18 protein-coding genes are annotated in these 16,001 nt (G+C 65.6%); 8 read left to right on the top strand and 10 right to left on the bottom strand.

Going from position 1 to position 16,001, the window contains the following annotated elements; genetic code table 11:
* Nucleotides 1–12: 12 nt before the first annotated feature.
* The 4 genes from ACOQPC_RS07010 to ACOQPC_RS06995 form a co-directional block, all read right to left on the bottom strand.
* Nucleotides 13–1,044, bottom strand: a complete 1,032-nt coding sequence (locus tag ACOQPC_RS07010) for a 2-oxoacid:ferredoxin oxidoreductase subunit beta (RefSeq protein WP_420607921.1) — start codon at nt 1,042–1,044, stop codon at nt 13–15.
* A gap of 113 nt (nt 1,045–1,157) precedes the next feature.
* Entirely contained in the window at nt 1,158–1,583 is a 426-nt protein-coding gene (locus ACOQPC_RS07005; RefSeq protein ID WP_420607920.1) for a type II toxin-antitoxin system HicB family antitoxin, read from the bottom strand.
* Nucleotides 1,584–1,585: 2 nt separating this feature from the next.
* The gene (locus tag ACOQPC_RS07000) at nt 1,586–1,780 is read right to left on the bottom strand and encodes a type II toxin-antitoxin system HicA family toxin (RefSeq protein WP_420607919.1); all 195 of its coding nucleotides are present in this window, start codon (nt 1,778–1,780) and stop codon (nt 1,586–1,588) included.
* Nucleotides 1,777–3,639 carry a 2-oxoacid:acceptor oxidoreductase subunit alpha gene (locus ACOQPC_RS06995; RefSeq protein WP_420607918.1) on the bottom strand — a complete coding sequence of 621 codons (1,863 nt, stop codon included), beginning with the start codon at nt 3,637–3,639 and terminating at the stop codon, nt 1,777–1,779. The genes ACOQPC_RS07000 and ACOQPC_RS06995 overlap by 4 nt, the downstream gene beginning before the upstream one ends.
* 168 nt (nt 3,640–3,807) lie before the next feature.
* On the opposite strand from ACOQPC_RS06995, the gene ACOQPC_RS06990 reads away from it, so the two are divergent.
* Nucleotides 3,808–4,761, top strand: a complete 954-nt coding sequence (locus ACOQPC_RS06990) for an alpha/beta hydrolase (protein ID WP_420607917.1) — start codon at nt 3,808–3,810, stop codon at nt 4,759–4,761.
* On the top strand, nt 4,758–5,237 hold the full coding sequence (locus tag ACOQPC_RS06985) for an RNA pyrophosphohydrolase (protein WP_420607916.1): 480 nt from the start codon (nt 4,758–4,760) through the stop codon (nt 5,235–5,237). The genes ACOQPC_RS06990 and ACOQPC_RS06985 overlap by 4 nt, the downstream gene beginning before the upstream one ends.
* A 12-nt stretch (nt 5,238–5,249) precedes the next feature.
* Here ACOQPC_RS06985 and ACOQPC_RS06980 read toward each other — a convergent pair whose 3' ends face one another.
* The 5 genes from ACOQPC_RS06980 to ACOQPC_RS06960 all read right to left on the bottom strand — a co-directional run bounded on the left by ACOQPC_RS06980 (nt 5,250) and on the right by ACOQPC_RS06960 (nt 11,624).
* On the bottom strand, nt 5,250–5,783 hold the full coding sequence (locus ACOQPC_RS06980; protein ID WP_420607915.1) for a tetratricopeptide repeat protein: 534 nt from the start codon (nt 5,781–5,783) through the stop codon (nt 5,250–5,252).
* 32 nt (nt 5,784–5,815) lie between these two features.
* Entirely contained in the window at nt 5,816–6,997 is a 1,182-nt protein-coding gene (locus tag ACOQPC_RS06975; protein WP_420607914.1) for an RsmB/NOP family class I SAM-dependent RNA methyltransferase, read from the bottom strand.
* A 390-nt stretch (nt 6,998–7,387) separates the two neighbouring features.
* Nucleotides 7,388–8,842: an IMP dehydrogenase gene (guaB, locus tag ACOQPC_RS06970; protein WP_420608092.1), complete on the bottom strand. Its 1,455-nt coding sequence runs from the start codon at nt 8,840–8,842 to the stop codon at nt 7,388–7,390.
* Between the two features lie 455 nt (nt 8,843–9,297).
* Nucleotides 9,298–10,785, bottom strand: coding sequence for a M20/M25/M40 family metallo-hydrolase (locus ACOQPC_RS06965; RefSeq protein WP_420607913.1), 1,488 nt, complete (start codon nt 10,783–10,785; stop codon nt 9,298–9,300).
* A gap of 5 nt (nt 10,786–10,790) precedes the next feature.
* Complete coding sequence (locus tag ACOQPC_RS06960) at nt 10,791–11,624, bottom strand: HpcH/HpaI aldolase/citrate lyase family protein (protein WP_420607912.1); 834 nt, start codon at nt 11,622–11,624, stop codon at nt 10,791–10,793.
* 136 nt (nt 11,625–11,760) lie between these two features.
* Between ACOQPC_RS06960 and ACOQPC_RS06955 the strand changes: the two genes are divergently transcribed.
* The 6 genes from ACOQPC_RS06955 (at nt 11,761) to ACOQPC_RS06930 (ending at nt 15,420) form a co-directional block, all read left to right on the top strand.
* Nucleotides 11,761–12,732 (top strand): SPFH domain-containing protein, encoded by a 972-nt coding sequence (locus ACOQPC_RS06955; protein WP_420608091.1) that lies wholly within the window; start codon nt 11,761–11,763, stop codon nt 12,730–12,732.
* Between the two features lie 3 nt (nt 12,733–12,735).
* A complete protein-coding gene (locus ACOQPC_RS06950; RefSeq protein WP_420607911.1) occupies nt 12,736–13,197 on the top strand; it encodes an NfeD family protein in 462 nt (153 codons plus the stop codon).
* 209 nt (nt 13,198–13,406) lie between these two features.
* Nucleotides 13,407–13,652, top strand: coding sequence for a type II toxin-antitoxin system ParD family antitoxin (locus tag ACOQPC_RS06945; RefSeq protein WP_420607910.1), 246 nt, complete (start codon nt 13,407–13,409; stop codon nt 13,650–13,652).
* The gene (locus tag ACOQPC_RS06940; RefSeq protein ID WP_420607909.1) at nt 13,645–13,935 is read left to right on the top strand and encodes a type II toxin-antitoxin system RelE/ParE family toxin; all 291 of its coding nucleotides are present in this window, start codon (nt 13,645–13,647) and stop codon (nt 13,933–13,935) included. Before ACOQPC_RS06945 ends, ACOQPC_RS06940 begins: the two co-directional genes overlap by 8 nt.
* A 212-nt stretch (nt 13,936–14,147) precedes the next feature.
* Nucleotides 14,148–14,774, top strand: a complete 627-nt coding sequence (locus ACOQPC_RS06935) for an AAA family ATPase (RefSeq protein ID WP_420607908.1) — start codon at nt 14,148–14,150, stop codon at nt 14,772–14,774.
* 124 nt (nt 14,775–14,898) lie between these two features.
* On the top strand, nt 14,899–15,420 hold the full coding sequence (locus ACOQPC_RS06930) for a GNAT family N-acetyltransferase (RefSeq protein ID WP_420607907.1): 522 nt from the start codon (nt 14,899–14,901) through the stop codon (nt 15,418–15,420).
* Between the two features lie 22 nt (nt 15,421–15,442).
* Here ACOQPC_RS06930 and ACOQPC_RS06925 read toward each other — a convergent pair whose 3' ends face one another.
* The gene (locus tag ACOQPC_RS06925; RefSeq protein ID WP_420607906.1) at nt 15,443–15,979 is read right to left on the bottom strand and encodes a DUF937 domain-containing protein; all 537 of its coding nucleotides are present in this window, start codon (nt 15,977–15,979) and stop codon (nt 15,443–15,445) included.
* Between the last annotated feature and the right edge of the window lie 22 nt (nt 15,980–16,001).

Below are 16,001 nucleotides of genomic sequence, written 5' to 3'. Positions count from 1 at the left end.
GGACTGCCGATCTTAAAGATCGGGGCCTGGGTCCGTCACCGTCCAGGTCTGGCCCTTGCTGACCAGCCGCTGGAGATCGGGCGTCTTGCCCTGGCTCGCCTCGGCGATCTGCTCGACCACCGCGCTCTCGAAGGTCGCGCGCGGATCGTCGTAGAGCACGCCCAGCGCCTTGGGAAACGGTCCGAACGGCATCTCGACCAGCATCTGCGCCATCATGCGGTTCTTGACGTCGTGGACGCGCACGCCCGCCGCCCGCCAGTCGCCATCGGCCACATCGACCACGGTGAGCGTCAGCGTCTCGCCATCGAGCTTCAGTCCCCTGGCGCCGCCATCGAACAGCATCGGCTCGCCATCGCTGAGCCAGAGCTGGCCGGTCGCCGCGTTCTTCTTCTCGGTGAACTCGCCGAACACGTCCTTGTTGTAGACGATGCAGTTCTGAAAGATCTCGATGAACGCCGCGCCCTTGTGCGCGTGCGCCGCCTTCAGCACTTCGGGCAGGTCCTTGGACACGTCGAACCCGCGCGCGATGAACCGTGCGCCCGATCCCAGCGCGAAGCTGCACGGCTCGGCGGGATGGTCGACCGATCCGAACGGCGTCGAAGGCGTCGTCGTACCCTCGCGGCTGGTCGGCGAATATTGGCCCTTGGTCAGGCCATAAATCTCATTGTTGAACAGCATGATCTGGCAGTCCAGATTGCGGCGCAGCAAATGCATCATGTGGTTGCCGCCGATCGACAGCCCGTCGCCGTCGCCGGTGATGATCCACACGTCGAGATCGGGGTTGGCCAGCTTCACCCCCGTCGCCACCGCCGGCGCGCGGCCGTGGATGGTGTGGAAGCCGTAGGTTTCCATATAATAGGGAAAGCGGCTCGAGCAGCCGATGCCGGAAATGAACACGGTGTTCGACGGATCGGCGCCGAGCTGCGGCATGGTGCGCTGCACGGCCTTCAGGATCGCATAGTCGCCGCAGCCGGGGCACCAGCGCACTTCCTGATCGGTCTCCCAATCCTTCAGCGTCGTCGTAACGGGGGTCATGTCGTTCATGGCAAACAGTCTCGCTTAGGAATAGAGTTTCCAGATGAGGAAGCATACCACGATGAGCATCAGGATCAGCGGCAGCACCGATTTGGGGCGGTAATTGTCGTCGTCGTTCACGGTCAGGCGGACTTCTTCAGTTCGGAAAGTTGCCGTCGCACGGCATCCTCGATGAAACGCCGGGCGTTCGGCTCGGCAGAATAGACGCTGCGCAGCAGGTCGGCGTCCATGACGATCGGACGAGGTTCGTTCTTTTCAGGGACAATGACCAGGATAGGCACAACCGCGATCCACCGCTCTCCCGCCTCCTTCATCTCGTCGGGATCGGCCAATTCGGCCGCAACACTATCCAAAGTTACTTGCGAAGGAACCGGTATGGGGTCTTCATCATCCAACATACCTTCGATGTGAAACTGCAAGGCTTCATGCCCCATCGCGATCACTTCGTCGTAACTATCGCCCGCCGACACACAGCCCCAGAAATCAGGGAAAACTATGCCATACGACCCCTCGCCCTTGGAGATCGCTCCATAATAAACACGTTCCATGTTCACCGCTTTCGCAATTTGACGCTCGACTGCCGCTCGATCGATTTCAACATTCCGATGCTTACATCCTTTTTAGCGTGAACGACAGTCACTCTACCCGGTATCATCGGATGCGTGAACTGGTGGTGGCTGCCGCGGGAGGATTGAAATCGCCACCCAGCCTGTTCGATGAGCTTGATGACTTGACGGCTGTTCACCCCGCCAGCGCATCCTCGATCGCCAGCTCGATCTCGGCGATGGTGAAGGGCTGGCCGGTGATCTTGTTGAGCGGCTTCGCGTCGACAAGAAACTGGTCGCGCAGCAGCGTCTTGAGCTGGCCGGTGTTCATCTCGGGCACGATGACCCGGTCATAGCCCTTGAGCAGATCGCCCAGATTGCGCGGCATCGGCCAGATATGGCGGATGTGGATGTGGCTGGCGTCATGGCCGTCGCGGCGCATGCGGCGCACCGCCTGGTGGATCGGCCCGAAGGTCGAACCCCAGCCGACCATGGCGAGCTTGCCGACCGGTTCGCCCAGCGTCACCTCCTGATCGGGGATCGAGTTCTGTACGCCATCGACCTTGGCCGCGCGGATCGCGGTCATCTGCGCATGGTTTTCCGGGCTGTAATCGATATGCCCCGAACCGGCGGCCTTTTCGATGCCGCCGATGCGGTGCATCAGGCCGGGCGTGCCGGGCTTGACCCAGGGCCGCTTGAGCTTGTCGTCGCGCGCATAGGGCTGGAAACCGCCCTCGGGAACATCCTCCAGGAACCGCACCTCGAACGGCGCATAGCCGTTCATGTCCGGCACCTTCCAAGGTTCCGCCGCATTGGCGATATAGCCGTCGGTGAGCAGCATCACCGGCGTCATATATTCAACCGCGATCCGCACCGCCTCGATCGCGCAGTCGAACACGTCGACGGGCGAGCGCGCGGCGACCACCGGCATCGGCGCATCGCCGTTGCGGCCGAACACCGCCTGGTAGAGATCGGACTGTTCGGTCTTGGTCGGCAGCCCGGTGGACGGACCGCCGCGCTGCGAATTGACGATGACGAGCGGCAGCTCGGTCATGATCGCCAGGCCCATCGCCTCGCCCTTCAGCGCGATGCCGGGACCGGACGAGCTGGTGACACCGAGCTGCCCGGCATAGCTCGCGCCGATGGCCGAGCAGATCGCGGCGATCTCGTCCTCGGCCTGAAAGGTGGTGACGCCGAATTCCTTCAGCCGCGAGAGATGGTGCAGGATCGCCGAGGCGGGCGTGATCGGATAGCCGCCGAAGAACATCGGCAGGCCTGCGAGCTGCGCGCCCGCGACGAGGCCCAGCGCAACCGCTTCGGCGCCGTTGACGGTGCGGTAGAGCCCTGGTTCAGCGGGCGCGGGATCGACGCGGTGCTGCTTCAGCGGTCCGCTGATCTCGGCGGTCTCGCCATAGGCATGGCCCGCGTTGAGCGCGGCGATATTGGCCTCGGCGATATCGGGCTTCTTGGCGAATTTGGCGTGAAGCCAGTCGACGATCGGCTGCCGGTCGCGGTCGAACATCCACAGCGCCAGGCCCAGCGTCCACATGTTCTTGCTGCGCAGCGCTTCCTTGTTGCCGAGCCCGAACGGCTTCACCGCCTCCAGCGTCAGCGCGCTGATGTCGAACGCCAGCAGATCATAGGGCGCGAGGCTGCCGTCCTCGAGCGGGTTGGTCTCGTATTTCGCCTTGTCCAGATTGCGCTTCCCGAACTCGCCGGTGTCGGCGATGATCAGGCCGCCCTCGCGCAAGCTGCCGACATTGGTCTTCAGCGCCGCCGGGTTCATCGCCACCAGCACGTCCGGGCGATCGCCGGCGGTCTCCACGGCGGTCGAGCCGAAATTGATCTGGAACGCGGAAACGCCGAACAGCGTGCCCTGCGGCGCGCGGATTTCGGCCGGAAAATCGGGGAAGGTGGCGAAGTCGTTGCCGGCCATGGCCGAGGACAGCGTGAATTGCCCGCCGGTCAGTTGCATCCCGTCGCCGCTGTCGCCCGCGAAGCGCACCACGATGCGCTCGGCGCTCTGCGCCCTGCTCGTCTCTTTCAGTGCCGTAGCCATGCCCGGCCTTTCATATCATCCGTTTGCTATGGCCCGGAAGTAGGACAGGCAGGCCCCTTCCGCAAATTAGAAAATCTGTGGCCCGCAAAGCCTGCGGTTCGCCGATTAGATTTTGACAGCGCCCGACCGCTTGGCCAGTGAAGGCCGCAGCCAGCCAAAGGAGCGCCCATGGCCGATCTCACCGTACGCGGCGACGTCCGCAATTTCCTCGACATGCTGGAACAAATGGGCGGTAAGGCGGCGCATGAGGGCACGCCGGGCGAGGCGCGGCAGGCGTTCGGCATGCTGACCCCGCTGGCGGATCTGCCGCCGGAGGAGCTGGCGGTGATCGCCGACATGCACTGCGCCGGCCCCGCGGGCCGCATCCCGCTGCGCTATTACGACGCGCGGGCCGAGCGCGGCGACAGCGCGGTGCTCCTGTTCATCCATGGCGGCGGCTTCGTCATCGGCGATCTGGACAGCCACCATCCTTTCTGCACCAGCTTGGCGAAAGCGCTCGATCTTCCCGTGGTCGCGGTCGACTATCGCCTCGCCCCCGAACACTCCTTCCCCGCCGCGCCCGACGATTGCGAAGCTGCGGCGCGCTGGATTGCGTCCAACCCCGAGGCTCTGCCCTTCAGACCGACCGGCCTGATCCCTTGCGGCGACAGCGCCGGCGGCAATCTGGCGATCGTCACCACCATGGCGCTGATGCGGCAGCCTGCGAAGGTGCCGGTGATCGCGCAGTTCCCGATCTATCCCGTGGTCGATTCGGGTTCGGACTATGAGAGCTTGCGCGAATGCGCCGAGGGCTTTCTGCTGACCGGCGAGACGATGGCGTGGTTCGGCAAACATTATGCCGCCGAAGGCGGGCATGAGCGCAACGACGTGCTCCATCTCTCGCAGGCCGGTATGCCGCCCACGGTGATCGCCACCGCCTCGCTCGATCCGCTGCGCGATCAGGGCAAGGCCTATGCCGCCAGGCTGCGCGAAGCGGGCGTGCCGGTGCGCGAGATGATGGCCGAGGGCAATATCCACGGCTTCATCTCCCTGCGCAAGGCGATCCCCTCGACGCAGGAGGATGTGTCCAAGCTGTTCGGTCTGATGAAGGCGACGCTGGCGGACATCGGGATCGATCGATGACCGCCGCCGCCGACCTGCCCTATCGCCCCTGCGCCGGGATCATGCTCGCCAACAAGGCGGGTCAGGTCTTCGTCGGCCAGCGCCTCGACAATCCGGGCAGCGATGCCTGGCAGATGCCGCAGGGCGGGATCGACGAAGGCGAGGAGCCCGAGCAGGCCGCCCTGCGCGAACTGACCGAGGAGACCGGCATCGCGGCCGACAAGGTCGCCATCGTCTCGCGCTCCAGCGCGGAGCTGTTCTACGACCTGCCGCCCGAGCTGCTCGGCCGGATCTGGGGCGGCCGGTTCCGCGGCCAGCGCCAGACTTGGTTCCTCATGCGCTTCGACGGCGAGGACGGCGACGTCGACATCGCCACCGATCATGCCGAGTTCCGCGCCTGGCGCTGGGCCGATCCGGACGAACTGCCGCAGCTGATCGTGCCGTTCAAGCGCAAGCTCTACCGCGACATCGTCGACGAGTTCGGCCCGCTCATCTGACGCGCCGGCCGGTCAGGGCCGTTCCTCGGCGCGCCGCTCGGCTTCCTCGACCGTGGTCGCGGGCGTCACCGCCTCGGCCGAGCGCACCGGCCGCGCCGCGGCCTGGTCGATCGCCAGCGACAGCGCGTCGGCGACATCGCAGCGCGTCCGGCAGAGCAATCGCAGCCGCGCCAGATCCTCGCGCGCGCGCTCCAGCGCGCCGCGCTCGGCCAGCGCCCGACCCTCGCCCGCCAAGGCCGTCTCGTCATTGGGATCGCGCTTCAGCGACTCGCGGTAGAGCCGGATCGCCTTGCCGTCCAAGCCCTGCGCGCGCGCGATGTCGGCGAGCGACACGAACGCCTGCTGAAAGGCGGGATCGACCGTCAGCGCGGTCTCGTAAAGGCCGATCGCACCCTCGTAATCGCCCGACGACGCCGCGGCCGCGGCCCGGTCGGCCAGCGCCAGCGCGCGCGGGTTCACATCCGGCATGTCCGGCTTCGACAGACCGGCGCTCGAGACCATGGCGAGGCCGAGCGAAAGGGCGATGGCGGCAGGTGAAAAGCGCATGATCAGATCCCGGATTGATTCGCGTGTTGCCGTCATGTGGGCGAGAAGCAGGCGAAATAAAAGCCGTCGCACCCGTCATGGGACGGATCGAGCAAAGTTCCCTTCCCATGAACGCGGCCGGGACCCGCTTGGCCCGGCGCCTTCCAACCCGTATGATCTTCCAGAAACCGGTCCGCCTGCATCGCGCCCTCCTCGTCCAGCAGCGAGCAGACGGCATAGACCATCCGGCCGCCCGGCGCGACCATGGTCGCGGCGACCTTCAGCAGCCGCACCTGCAGCGCGGTCACCGCCTCCAGCCGCTTGGGCGTCAGCCGCCAGCGCGTCTCCGGGTTGCGGCGCCAGGTGCCGGTGCCCGAGCAGGGAGCATCGACCAGCACGACATCGCATGTTCCCGCCATCGCGGCCAGCGCGTCGGCTTCCTTGCCCGGATCGAGCAGCAGCGTCTCGGCGATGCTCGCCCCGGCCCGCTCCGCGCGTTCGGGCAGCTGGCCGAGACGGCGGCGGTCGGTGTCGGCGGCGATCAGCCGTCCGCGATTCTCCATCAGCGCGGCGAGCGCCAGCGTCTTGCCGCCCGCGCCCGCGCATAGATCGAGCACGGTCATGCCGGGCCGCGCGCCGCTCGCCTGGCAGATCAGCTGGCTGCCGAGGTCCTGGATCTCGACCCGTCCTTCCCGGTAGGCGGCGGTGGACAGGACATCGCTACCCTCCGGCAGGCGCAGCGCATCGGGGGCGCTCTCGACCGCCTCCGCGCCGAGGCCGGCAAGCGCCTCCAGCGCCTCGTCTCGCGCGGCCTTCAGGCGGTTCACGCGCAGATCGAGCGGCGCGCGCTCCAGCAGCGCATCGAGCTCGCGGCGCACCGGCGCGGCGAAGCGTTTCAGGAGCCAGCCGGGGATCGTGCGTCCGCTCGCCGTCGCTTCGCCGGGTTCGATCGGCGCGGGACCATGCCCCGCCCCGTCGAACATCGCCGCCAGTTCGGGCTGCGCCGCGGCCATGCCGATCATCGCCGCGCGCCCACTGGCGGGCCGATCGCCCCACCGCCGGATCGCGTTCCACGCCAGATCGCGCACCGCGCGGCGATCCTTGGAACCCGCATAGCGCCGCGCCTTGAAGAACTGCCGGGCAATCACGTCCGCCGCCGGCCCGCCGTCGCGGGCGGCGACGATGATCTCGTCGAGCAGGTCGATTGCGGATTGGACCCGGGCGGCGGGGGTCATGCCGACCCCGGTTGCAGAATGCGCAAGGTCACACGGGTCACACTGTCCAGGGAGAGAATGTCGTTCATCTTCGTGATGCTTCGAATGAATGAATGATGCCGCTCGCGGCGGCGGAGTCGAGGCGTGTCGATGGGCATGATCGGAGGATAATCAAAAGCGGCGATGTAGGACAGCGATTTGCTGTTGGGTTGGATGCTAAGACCGCGGATGCAATGCTGCACTTCCGCGCCCCTCCCAAGATACGTCATTCCGGGCTTGACCCGGAATCCAGGGCGAGATGGCACTGCCGCTGGACCCTGGATCCCGGGTCAAGCCCGGGATGACGGCTGATTTTATGGCAGCCTGAGAGGCGAGCAGAAGACCCGCCTCATCCCACGCCGTGGATAGATTTCACCGCGTCGGATAGTTCGGCGCCTCGCGGGTGATCGCCACGTCGTGGACATGGCTTTCCTGCAGCCCGGCGTTGGTGATCCGCACCATCTTCGCGGCGCGCAGATCCTCGATCGTGCGGCTGCCGGTATAGCCCATCGCCGCCTTCACCCCGCCGACCAGCTGGTGCACCACGTCGCGCGCGGCGCCCTTGAACGGCACCTGGCCCTCGATGCCTTCGGGCACCAGCTTCATCTGGTCGGTGATGTCCTGCTGGAAATAGCGGTCGGCCGAGCCGCGCGCCATCGCGCCGACCGAGCCCATGCCGCGATAGCTTTTATAGCTGCGCCCCTGATACAGGAACGTCTCGCCGGGCGCTTCCTCGGTGCCCGCGAGCAGCGAGCCGACCATCACGCAGGACGCGCCCGCCGCCAGCGCCTTGGCGACGTCGCCCGAGGTTCTGAGGCCGCCGTCGGCGATGATCGGGATGCCATGTTTGCGGCCCTCTTCGGAACTGTTCAGGATCGCGGTCAGCTGCGGCACGCCGACGCCCGCGACCACGCGCGTGGTGCAGATCGAGCCCGGGCCGATGCCGACCTTCACGCCGTCCGCGCCCGCGTCGATCAACGCCTTGGTCGCCTCCGCCGTAGCCACGTTTCCGGCGACCACCTGCACCTCGTTCGACATCCGCTTGATCGCGCTCACCGCCTCGCCGACCATCTTGCTGTGGCCGTGCGCGGTATCGACCATGATCACGTCGCAGCCCGCCTCGATCAGCGCGCGGGTGCGCTCCAGCCCCTTGTCGCCGACGGTGGTCGCCGCGGCGACGCGCAGGCGGCCGCTGCCGTCCTTGGTCGCCTCCGGGTTCATCACCGCCTTTTCGATATCCTTGACCGTGATCAGGCCGACGCAGCGATAGGCATCGTCGACCACCAGCAGTTTTTCGATGCGGCGCTGGTGCAGCTGGCGCTTGGCCTCCTCCTGCGTCACGCCCGCCGGGGCAACCGCCAGATCATCCGAAGTCATCAGCTCGGCCACGCGCTGGTCCGGATTCTCGGCGAAGCGCACATCGCGATTGGTGAGGATGCCGACGAGCCTGCCGTCGCTCTCCACCACCGGGATGCCCGAGATGCGGTTCTCGGCCATGATCGCCTGCGCCTCGGCCAGCGTGGCGCCCGGCTGGATCGTGATCGGGTTCACCACCATGCCCGATTCGAAGCGCTTCACCTGCCGCACGGCGGCGCATTGCTCCCTGATCGAGAGATTGCGGTGCAGCACGCCGAGCCCGCCCAGCTGCGCCATGACGATCGCCATGCTGGCCTCGGTCACCGTGTCCATCGCCGCCGACAGCACCGGGATGTTGAGCTGGATCGCTTTGGTGATGTAGGTGCTCGTATCCGCCTCGCTCGGCACCAGATCGGAGGCGGCGGGCTGCAGCAGCACGTCGTCAAAGGTGAGGCCGAGGGGAATATCGATCATGTCGGGTGCTGCCTGCCGGGGGTTGCGTGGCGGTCCATGTAACGGCGGTTGGTGGGGTTCGCCAGTCCCTGTCATGCCCGGCCTGTCGGTTCCGCCAGATTATTGGCGATCATGTGCTTTGCAAACCCAGTCGGATGGAAACTCAGAAACGGCATAGCTCCGCCTTTCTTCGTTCGTCATGCCGGCGAAAGTGCACCCAACAAAGTAGTACTTTGTTGGGACCCGGAAAGCCGGCATCTCAGGCCTCATGGCAATCCCGCCCGAGACCCCAGCTTCCGCTGGGGTGACGAAAAAATGACGCTGGGGTGATGAAAAATGAAACGGGTTTGCAAGGTACATAATCGCCAAATTGTTGCGTCATCCCGGACTCGATCCGGGATCCAGGGCGAGATGGAACTGCCGCTGGACCCTGGATCCCGGGTCAAGCCCGGGATGACGTTGAATTCAGAGTGTTACCTTCCAGGATAACGGCCCTCATCCCCGAAATAGCGGCCCAGCGCGACATGCAAGTCCGCATCCTCCGCCGCGCCGGACAGATCGGTGTCGTCGGTCAGCTCGTCGCCGGGCGTGTGATAGGCACCCGATATGAACGCCTCCAGCCGCGCGCCGTCCGAAAAGGCGCCGTTGGCCATCACCGTGGGCACGCCCTTGTCCAGCAGCATCCAGCCGTCCTGGCGTCTGATATAGGCATTGGCGTCGTCGTCCGCATCGACGCCGCGGCCGATCGACGCGGCGACCTTGGCGACGTCGCCGGCGATCGGCGTCCGGCCGCGGCCGATGATCGCCACCGGCGCGCCGGCCGGACCGACCGCCACGGTATCGAGGTTGAACGCCGCGACGATCTTGTCCAGCGGCACCGGCGGCCGTTCGGCGAACGCCTTGGCGCCGAGCAGGCCGATCTCCTCGCCGGTGGTCGCCAGAAAATAGATGTCGCGGTCGAGCGGGGGCGTCTTGGCCAGGCGCTTCGCCACCTCGATCAGCACCGCGACGCCGCTGGCATTGTCGACCGCGCCGTTGCAGATGCGATCGGGCGCGCCTGCGGGCCGGCACAGGCCGAGATGGTCCCAATGCGCCAGGAACAGCACCGCGCCCGCCGCCGGATCGGCGCCGGGCAATTTGCCGACGATATTGTTGCTGTCGAGATGCTCGATCTCGCTCCTGGTCGACAGATCGGCGGTGATCGCCAGCGGTTCGATGATCGCGCGGTTGTCTTCGGCGCGCAGCCGCGCCTCGACCAGCGTGTCGCCCGACGCCGCGAACAGCCGCCGCGCCGCATCGTCGCCGATCCCGCCGTAGAAGACGGGGCGCTGCGCGTCGGCGGCGGCCAGCTCGCTCGATGGGTGGAACCAGGGCTCGCGCAAGCGGCTGACCGGGTCGCCGGCATCGAAGATCAGGATCACGCCCGCCGCGCCCGCCGCGGCCAGGACGGCCGCCCGCTCGGCGAGATTGCGCTTGTCGCCATCGGCATGGTGAGCGAGCATCAGCGCGAGCCTGCCCTTGAGCTCGGGCAAGGGTGCGCCGGGCGCGATACCGTATCCCGTGAACACCAGCCGGACTCCGCGCAGTTCGTCGCTCGGCTCGCGGCCCGACAGCAATAGCGAGCGCTCGGGAATCGCGATCGGTTTGCCGTCGAGACTGTTGAACCGGATGCTGCCGAGCAGCGGTTTGCGCGTCACCATCGCCACCGGTTGATACCAGCCGCCGTCCTCCGCGCCTGGCTGCAGTCCCGCGGCGTTCCACTCGGTCGCGATATAATGCGCCGCCATGCGCCCGCCTTCGCTGTCCGGCGCGCGGCCCTGCAGCGCATCGCTCGCCAGATAGGCGATGTGCGGACGCAGATCGCCCGGCGTCACCGCCCCGGTAACAGCCGACTGTCCCGGCTCCGCATGGAGCGGTGATGCGACACATAACAGGAAAAATGGCAAAACGCGCCGGAACATAGGGGTCAGGCTCGCCTCCCCGCCCGCGCGAGCAGCTTCCTGGCCTCGATGACGTGCAGATCCTCGATCATTTCGCCGCGAAAACGCGCCGCGCCGCCCTTGGATGCCTCGATCAGCGCGTCGGCACGATCGAGTTCGGCCTCGTCCGGCGCGAACAGGCGATTGGCGGTCTCGATCTGGCCGGGATGAATCAGCGTTTTGCCGGTGAAGCCATAAGCGCGGCCCTGCACGCACTGGCGCTCGAGCATATCGGCATCGTCGAGCCGGTTGCACACGCCGTCGAACACCGGCTTGCGCGCCGCCGCGCCCGCCAGCACGATGGTCTGCAACGCCAGCTCCAGACCTTCGCGGCCCGGCCCGGCCCTGACACCGAGATCGAGCGCCAGATCGTTGGTGCCCGCGAGCAGCCCCGCCACCGGCTCCATCGCGGCGATGGCGCGCGCCGCGTAGATGGCGGCGGCGGTTTCGATCATCGCCAGGACCGGCACCGACAGCCGCCCGTTCAGCGCATCGACGGCATCCGGATCGCCCACCTTGGGAAGCACCGCATAATCGACCGGCAGGCCATCGAGCAGCTCCAGATCGCCATTGTGCCAGTCGGTGCCCGCCGCGTTGATCCTCAGCGCGATCAGCTTGTCGCCGCCGAAGCCGCCGCGGATCGCATCGGCGGCGATGGCCCGCGCGCCGCGTTTGGCATCGGGAGCGACGGCGTCTTCCAGATCGACCACGATCATGTCCGCCGCCAGTCCCGCCGCCTTGTCCAGCGCACCTTGCCGACCGCCGGGCACGAACAGCGCCGAACGCACATGGTGAAGCTTCGGGCCGGCTTCCGCGGTCATCCCCGATCGCTCTTTCATCGAATAAGGCTTTTCATCGCTAACCCTTTGCCGCAAAATCGCCGCCACGGCAAAGGAGGTTTTCAAGGTGCTTTATCTGGTCGGCGCCATCGCGCTACTCGTCATCGTCTACGGCCTCATGGGCGTGAAGATCGTCCACCAGGGCTATCATTACACCATCGAACATTTCGGGCGGTACACCACCACCGCCACCCCTGGCCTCGTCTTCGTGCCGCCGTTCTTCTACGGCGTTGGGCGCAAGGTGAACATGATGGAGCAGGTGCTCGACATTCCGGGGCAGGAGATCATCACCAAGGACAACGCCATGATCTCGTCCGACGGCGTGGTGTTCTTCCAGGTGCTCGACGCGCCCAAGGCGGCGTACGAGGTGTCCGATCTGTACAACGCGATCCTGAACCTCACGACCACCAACTTGCGCACCGTAATGGGCTCCATGGACCTCGATGAAACCCTGTCCAAGCGCGACGAAATCAACGCGCGCCTCCTGCATGTTGTCGACGATGCCACCACACCCTGGGGCGTCAAGATCACCCGCGTGGAAATAAAGGACATCCGCCCGCCCGCCGACATCGTCGAAGCGATGGCCCGCCAGATGAAGGCCGAGCGGATCAAGCGTGCGCAGATCCTCGACGCCGAGGGCGACCGCGCCTCGAACATCCTGCGCGCCGAGGGCGAGAAGCAGTCCAAGATCCTCGCCGCCGAGGGCCGCCGCGAGGCCGCCTATCGCGATTCCGAAGCACGCGAGCGTGAGGCGGAGGCGGAGGCCAAGGCCACGCAGGTCGTCTCCGAGGCGATCCGCGACGGCAATCCGCAGGCGCTCAACTATTTCGTGGCGCAGGATTATGTGAAGGCGATCGCCGGCTTCGCCACCTCGCCCAATGCCAAGACGATCCTGTTCCCGGTCGAGGCGACGCAGCTGATCGGATCGATCGGCGGGATCGGCGAGCTGGCGCGCGAGGCGCTGGGCGGCCATGCCGACGCGGCGACGGCGAAGGCGAGACCCTCGCAAATCGTCGCGAGCCCGTTCGCCGCGGAAAGAACCCGCGATGGCGGTGGTCTCAACACCGGCAACGGTCCGCGGGAAAGTTGATCCATGGACGATATCGATCCCTATCTACTGTGGATGATCGGCGGCGTCCTGCTGGTCGTCGCCGAGATGCTGGTGCCGGGTATCTATCTGCTGTTCGTCGGGATCGCCGCGGTGCTGACCGGGGTCGCCACCTGGATGTACGATTTCGGCCCAACCTTTCAGATCGGCCTGTTCGCGCTGTTTCTGCTGGCCGCGATCATGATCGGCCACCGCATCTACAAGCGCAATCCGGTGGCGAGCAGCGACCCCGATCTCAACAACCGCTCGGCCCGGCTCGTCGGCACCTCGGTCACCGTGGTGGTGCCGGTGAGCGCCAATGGCGGGCGCGTAAAGGTCGGCGATTCGGTGTGGCCGGCGCGCGGTCCCGATCTGGCCATCGGCGAAACCGCGCGCGTGTTGCACGTCGATGCCGGCGTGCTGGTGCTCGAACAGCCGCAAAAGCTGATCGAAGACGACGGGGTGTAGCCCGTAAGTGGAATTGATACGGCATCGCCGAGGCTGATGACCGCTTTCGACCAGGTCCGGTCATACGGTTTCAAATCTTGACCGCCTGGAAGCAGTCGCTGGGGCGTGGCCGAAAGCGGTAAGGCCCCTTGCAGCCATACCCTATCTGCGTTAAATCGCACCAATAGTATGAAAGAGCTATCTTCTGGTAGCAAAGCTGGAGGCCCGACATGGCGACCGTGCGCAAAACCATCACTCTTACCCAGCAGCAGGATGCATGGATTGCCGCCCAGATCGACGCGGGCAATTACACCAACGACAGCGAGGCGATTCGCGATCTTATCCGGCGCGAGCAGGAGCGGAGCTTTGAAGTCGAGAGTATCCGTCAGGCGCTGATCGAGGGCGAGCGGAGCGGCGAGCCGGAGCAGTTCGACTTTGCCGGGTTCAAGCAGCGCAAAGCCGCGCAGCATGGCTGAATATCGGCTCAGCCCGATGGCGCAGCGCGATCTTGATGAAGTCTTCGATTATACCGCGGCGCAGTGGGGTTTGCCCCAGGCCATGCGCTATACCGATCTTATCGAAGCCGCCTGCGCTGATCTGGCCGCAGCGCCGCAGCAGGCGCAGGGCTGCGGCAATATTCGACCGGGCTACCGGCGGCGCAGTGTCGAGCGGCACGTCATCTATTTTCGGCCGATGCGTTACGGAATTGCCGTCATGCGAATCCTGCATCAGCGTATGGATGCTGCCCGCCACCTGTAATGGTCTGACACGCTTTGTTTTTCCTGCCGTACCACAGCGACTGGTCTGGAATCGACCAGAGATGGACGTAAGGCACCGAATCGCCGGAGCTTGATAGCGGACGCTCCCGCGCGATATTTCGGCGACCGGGAATGGCGACAAATGGTGGTTAGCGGACAGGAGGCTTACAGGTCTACCCTATCAGCAGTTGCCGTTCTGGTTTAAGCAAGGTCATGCTGCCCGCACCCAAAGCTTACATGATCCACGGCTTCCTCGGGGTGGGTAAGACGACATTCGCTAAGCGATTGGAGAAAGAACAGGCAGCTGTTCGGTTTACTCACGATGAGTGGATGGTCAGGTTCTACGGCAACGATCCTCCTGCTGAGCACTTCCAAGAATATGCGCGCCGGGTATTTGAAACGATGGAGGAGGTCTGGACTCGATGCCTTGACCTTGGGATAAACGTCATCTTGGACTTTGGATTCTGGTCGCAAGCGGAGCGAGAGTACGTCCAGTCCCTCATATCGCGGCACGGCGGGAAGGCTGTTCTTTACCGTCTGGACTGCCCCGAAGATGTTACATGGAACTGGATTGAGCAGCGGAATAAACAGGCTGGGAGCCTCTATATCGCGCCCGCGACTTATCGGATGTTACGAGCTCGGTTTGAGCCACTCCGCCGGGATGAGGCGTGCATTGATGTTGGGACTCATCAAACACCAGAGGCCATCGCGATGACCGCTTCGAGCACGCAGGATCATCGGATGAACGGCGTTGATTGCGCGAATTATGCCGACTGGCGAAATGTTCGCTTTCCCCCCACATTTGCCAACAGCGGACCGACTGTAAAGTCCCAATTCTAGCCGTAAGCGGCCAGACTCGAATCCACCAATGCCGATGCTACCGGCCAGACCTTTGGTATCGTTTGGAACGGCCCGCAACCGCGCGGGATTGGCGCGCGCTTCGATTTGCGCGAAGGGGGAAGCCATGGCCGTCTCTTCGTCTTCACCCCTGTCGTTCCGTCCCGCCGAACCCGGCGACATTCCCGCTTTGCATGCGCTGATCGAGCGTGCCTATCGCGGAGAGAGCGCGCGGCTGGGGTGGACGCACGAGGCGGATCTGATCGCATCGCCGCGGACGAGCGCCGACGAGCTGGCCGGGATCATCTCCTCGCCGGACGACCGGCTGATCGGTGCATGGCGGGGGGCGGCGCCGGTCGGCTGCGTGCGGCTGTCACGGCAGGCACCAGACGGGGCGTATCTGGGTATGCTCGCGGTCGATCCGGCGCTGCAGGGCGGCGGGCTGGGCGATGCCATCCTGCGCCACGCCGAAGCGCAGGCGCCCGCGCTGTTCGGTGCGCGAACCATGGTGATGTGGGTGGTATCCGTGCGCGGCGAGCTGATCGCTTATTACCGGCGGCGCGGCTATGCACCGACGGGCGAGCGGCGGCCGTTTCCGGTCGCGCTCGATCCGCCGCTGGAATTCGTGGTGATGCGCAAGGCGCTGTAATCTCGCGCCCCGGCGGGCCGGATCAGCGGCCCAGCTTGCCCGCCATGCCGATAAGGTCGTTCAGCGGGTTGCCGTCGCCGTCCATGTCCAGCATCTTGCCCAATCCGCCGAAGCCGCCTCCCATGCTTCCCGATGCCGGTGCGGCGGGCGCTGCGGCGCCGTGGTGCTTGGCGAAGTAGCCGGCCACCAGCATCGCAAGGATTGGCAGCATTTTCTTTAACAGATCGCCGGACAGTCCTGTCTTCTGCGCGACATGACCCGCGACATTGCGGCTGACATCCTTCGATCCGAAGATATTGCCGAGCACTTGATTGCCCGTCCCGACATCGGTCGGCTGGCTGCCGAGCACGGTGTCGAGCAATCCGCCGCCGCCCAAACCGCCGATCATTCCCAGCAAGCCGCCCAAGCCTCCCGCGCTCTGCCCACTTTGCTTGAACCCGCCCAGCACAGCCGGAAGCAGCGCTTCCGCTCCCTGCAACGCCGTGCCCTTACTCACGCCAAGATCGCGCGCCATCGCATCGATCCCGCCATTTTGCTGAAGTTCCTGAAGCAGCTGCATCGCGAAGTTCCTTGCGCATGAA

The organism is Novosphingopyxis sp., assembly GCF_965218915.1.
GTDB lineage: Bacteria > Pseudomonadota > Alphaproteobacteria > Sphingomonadales > Sphingomonadaceae > Novosphingopyxis.
Note: the sequence above shows the minus strand (reverse complement) of the source record. Positions and strands in the feature narration are given on the sequence as shown.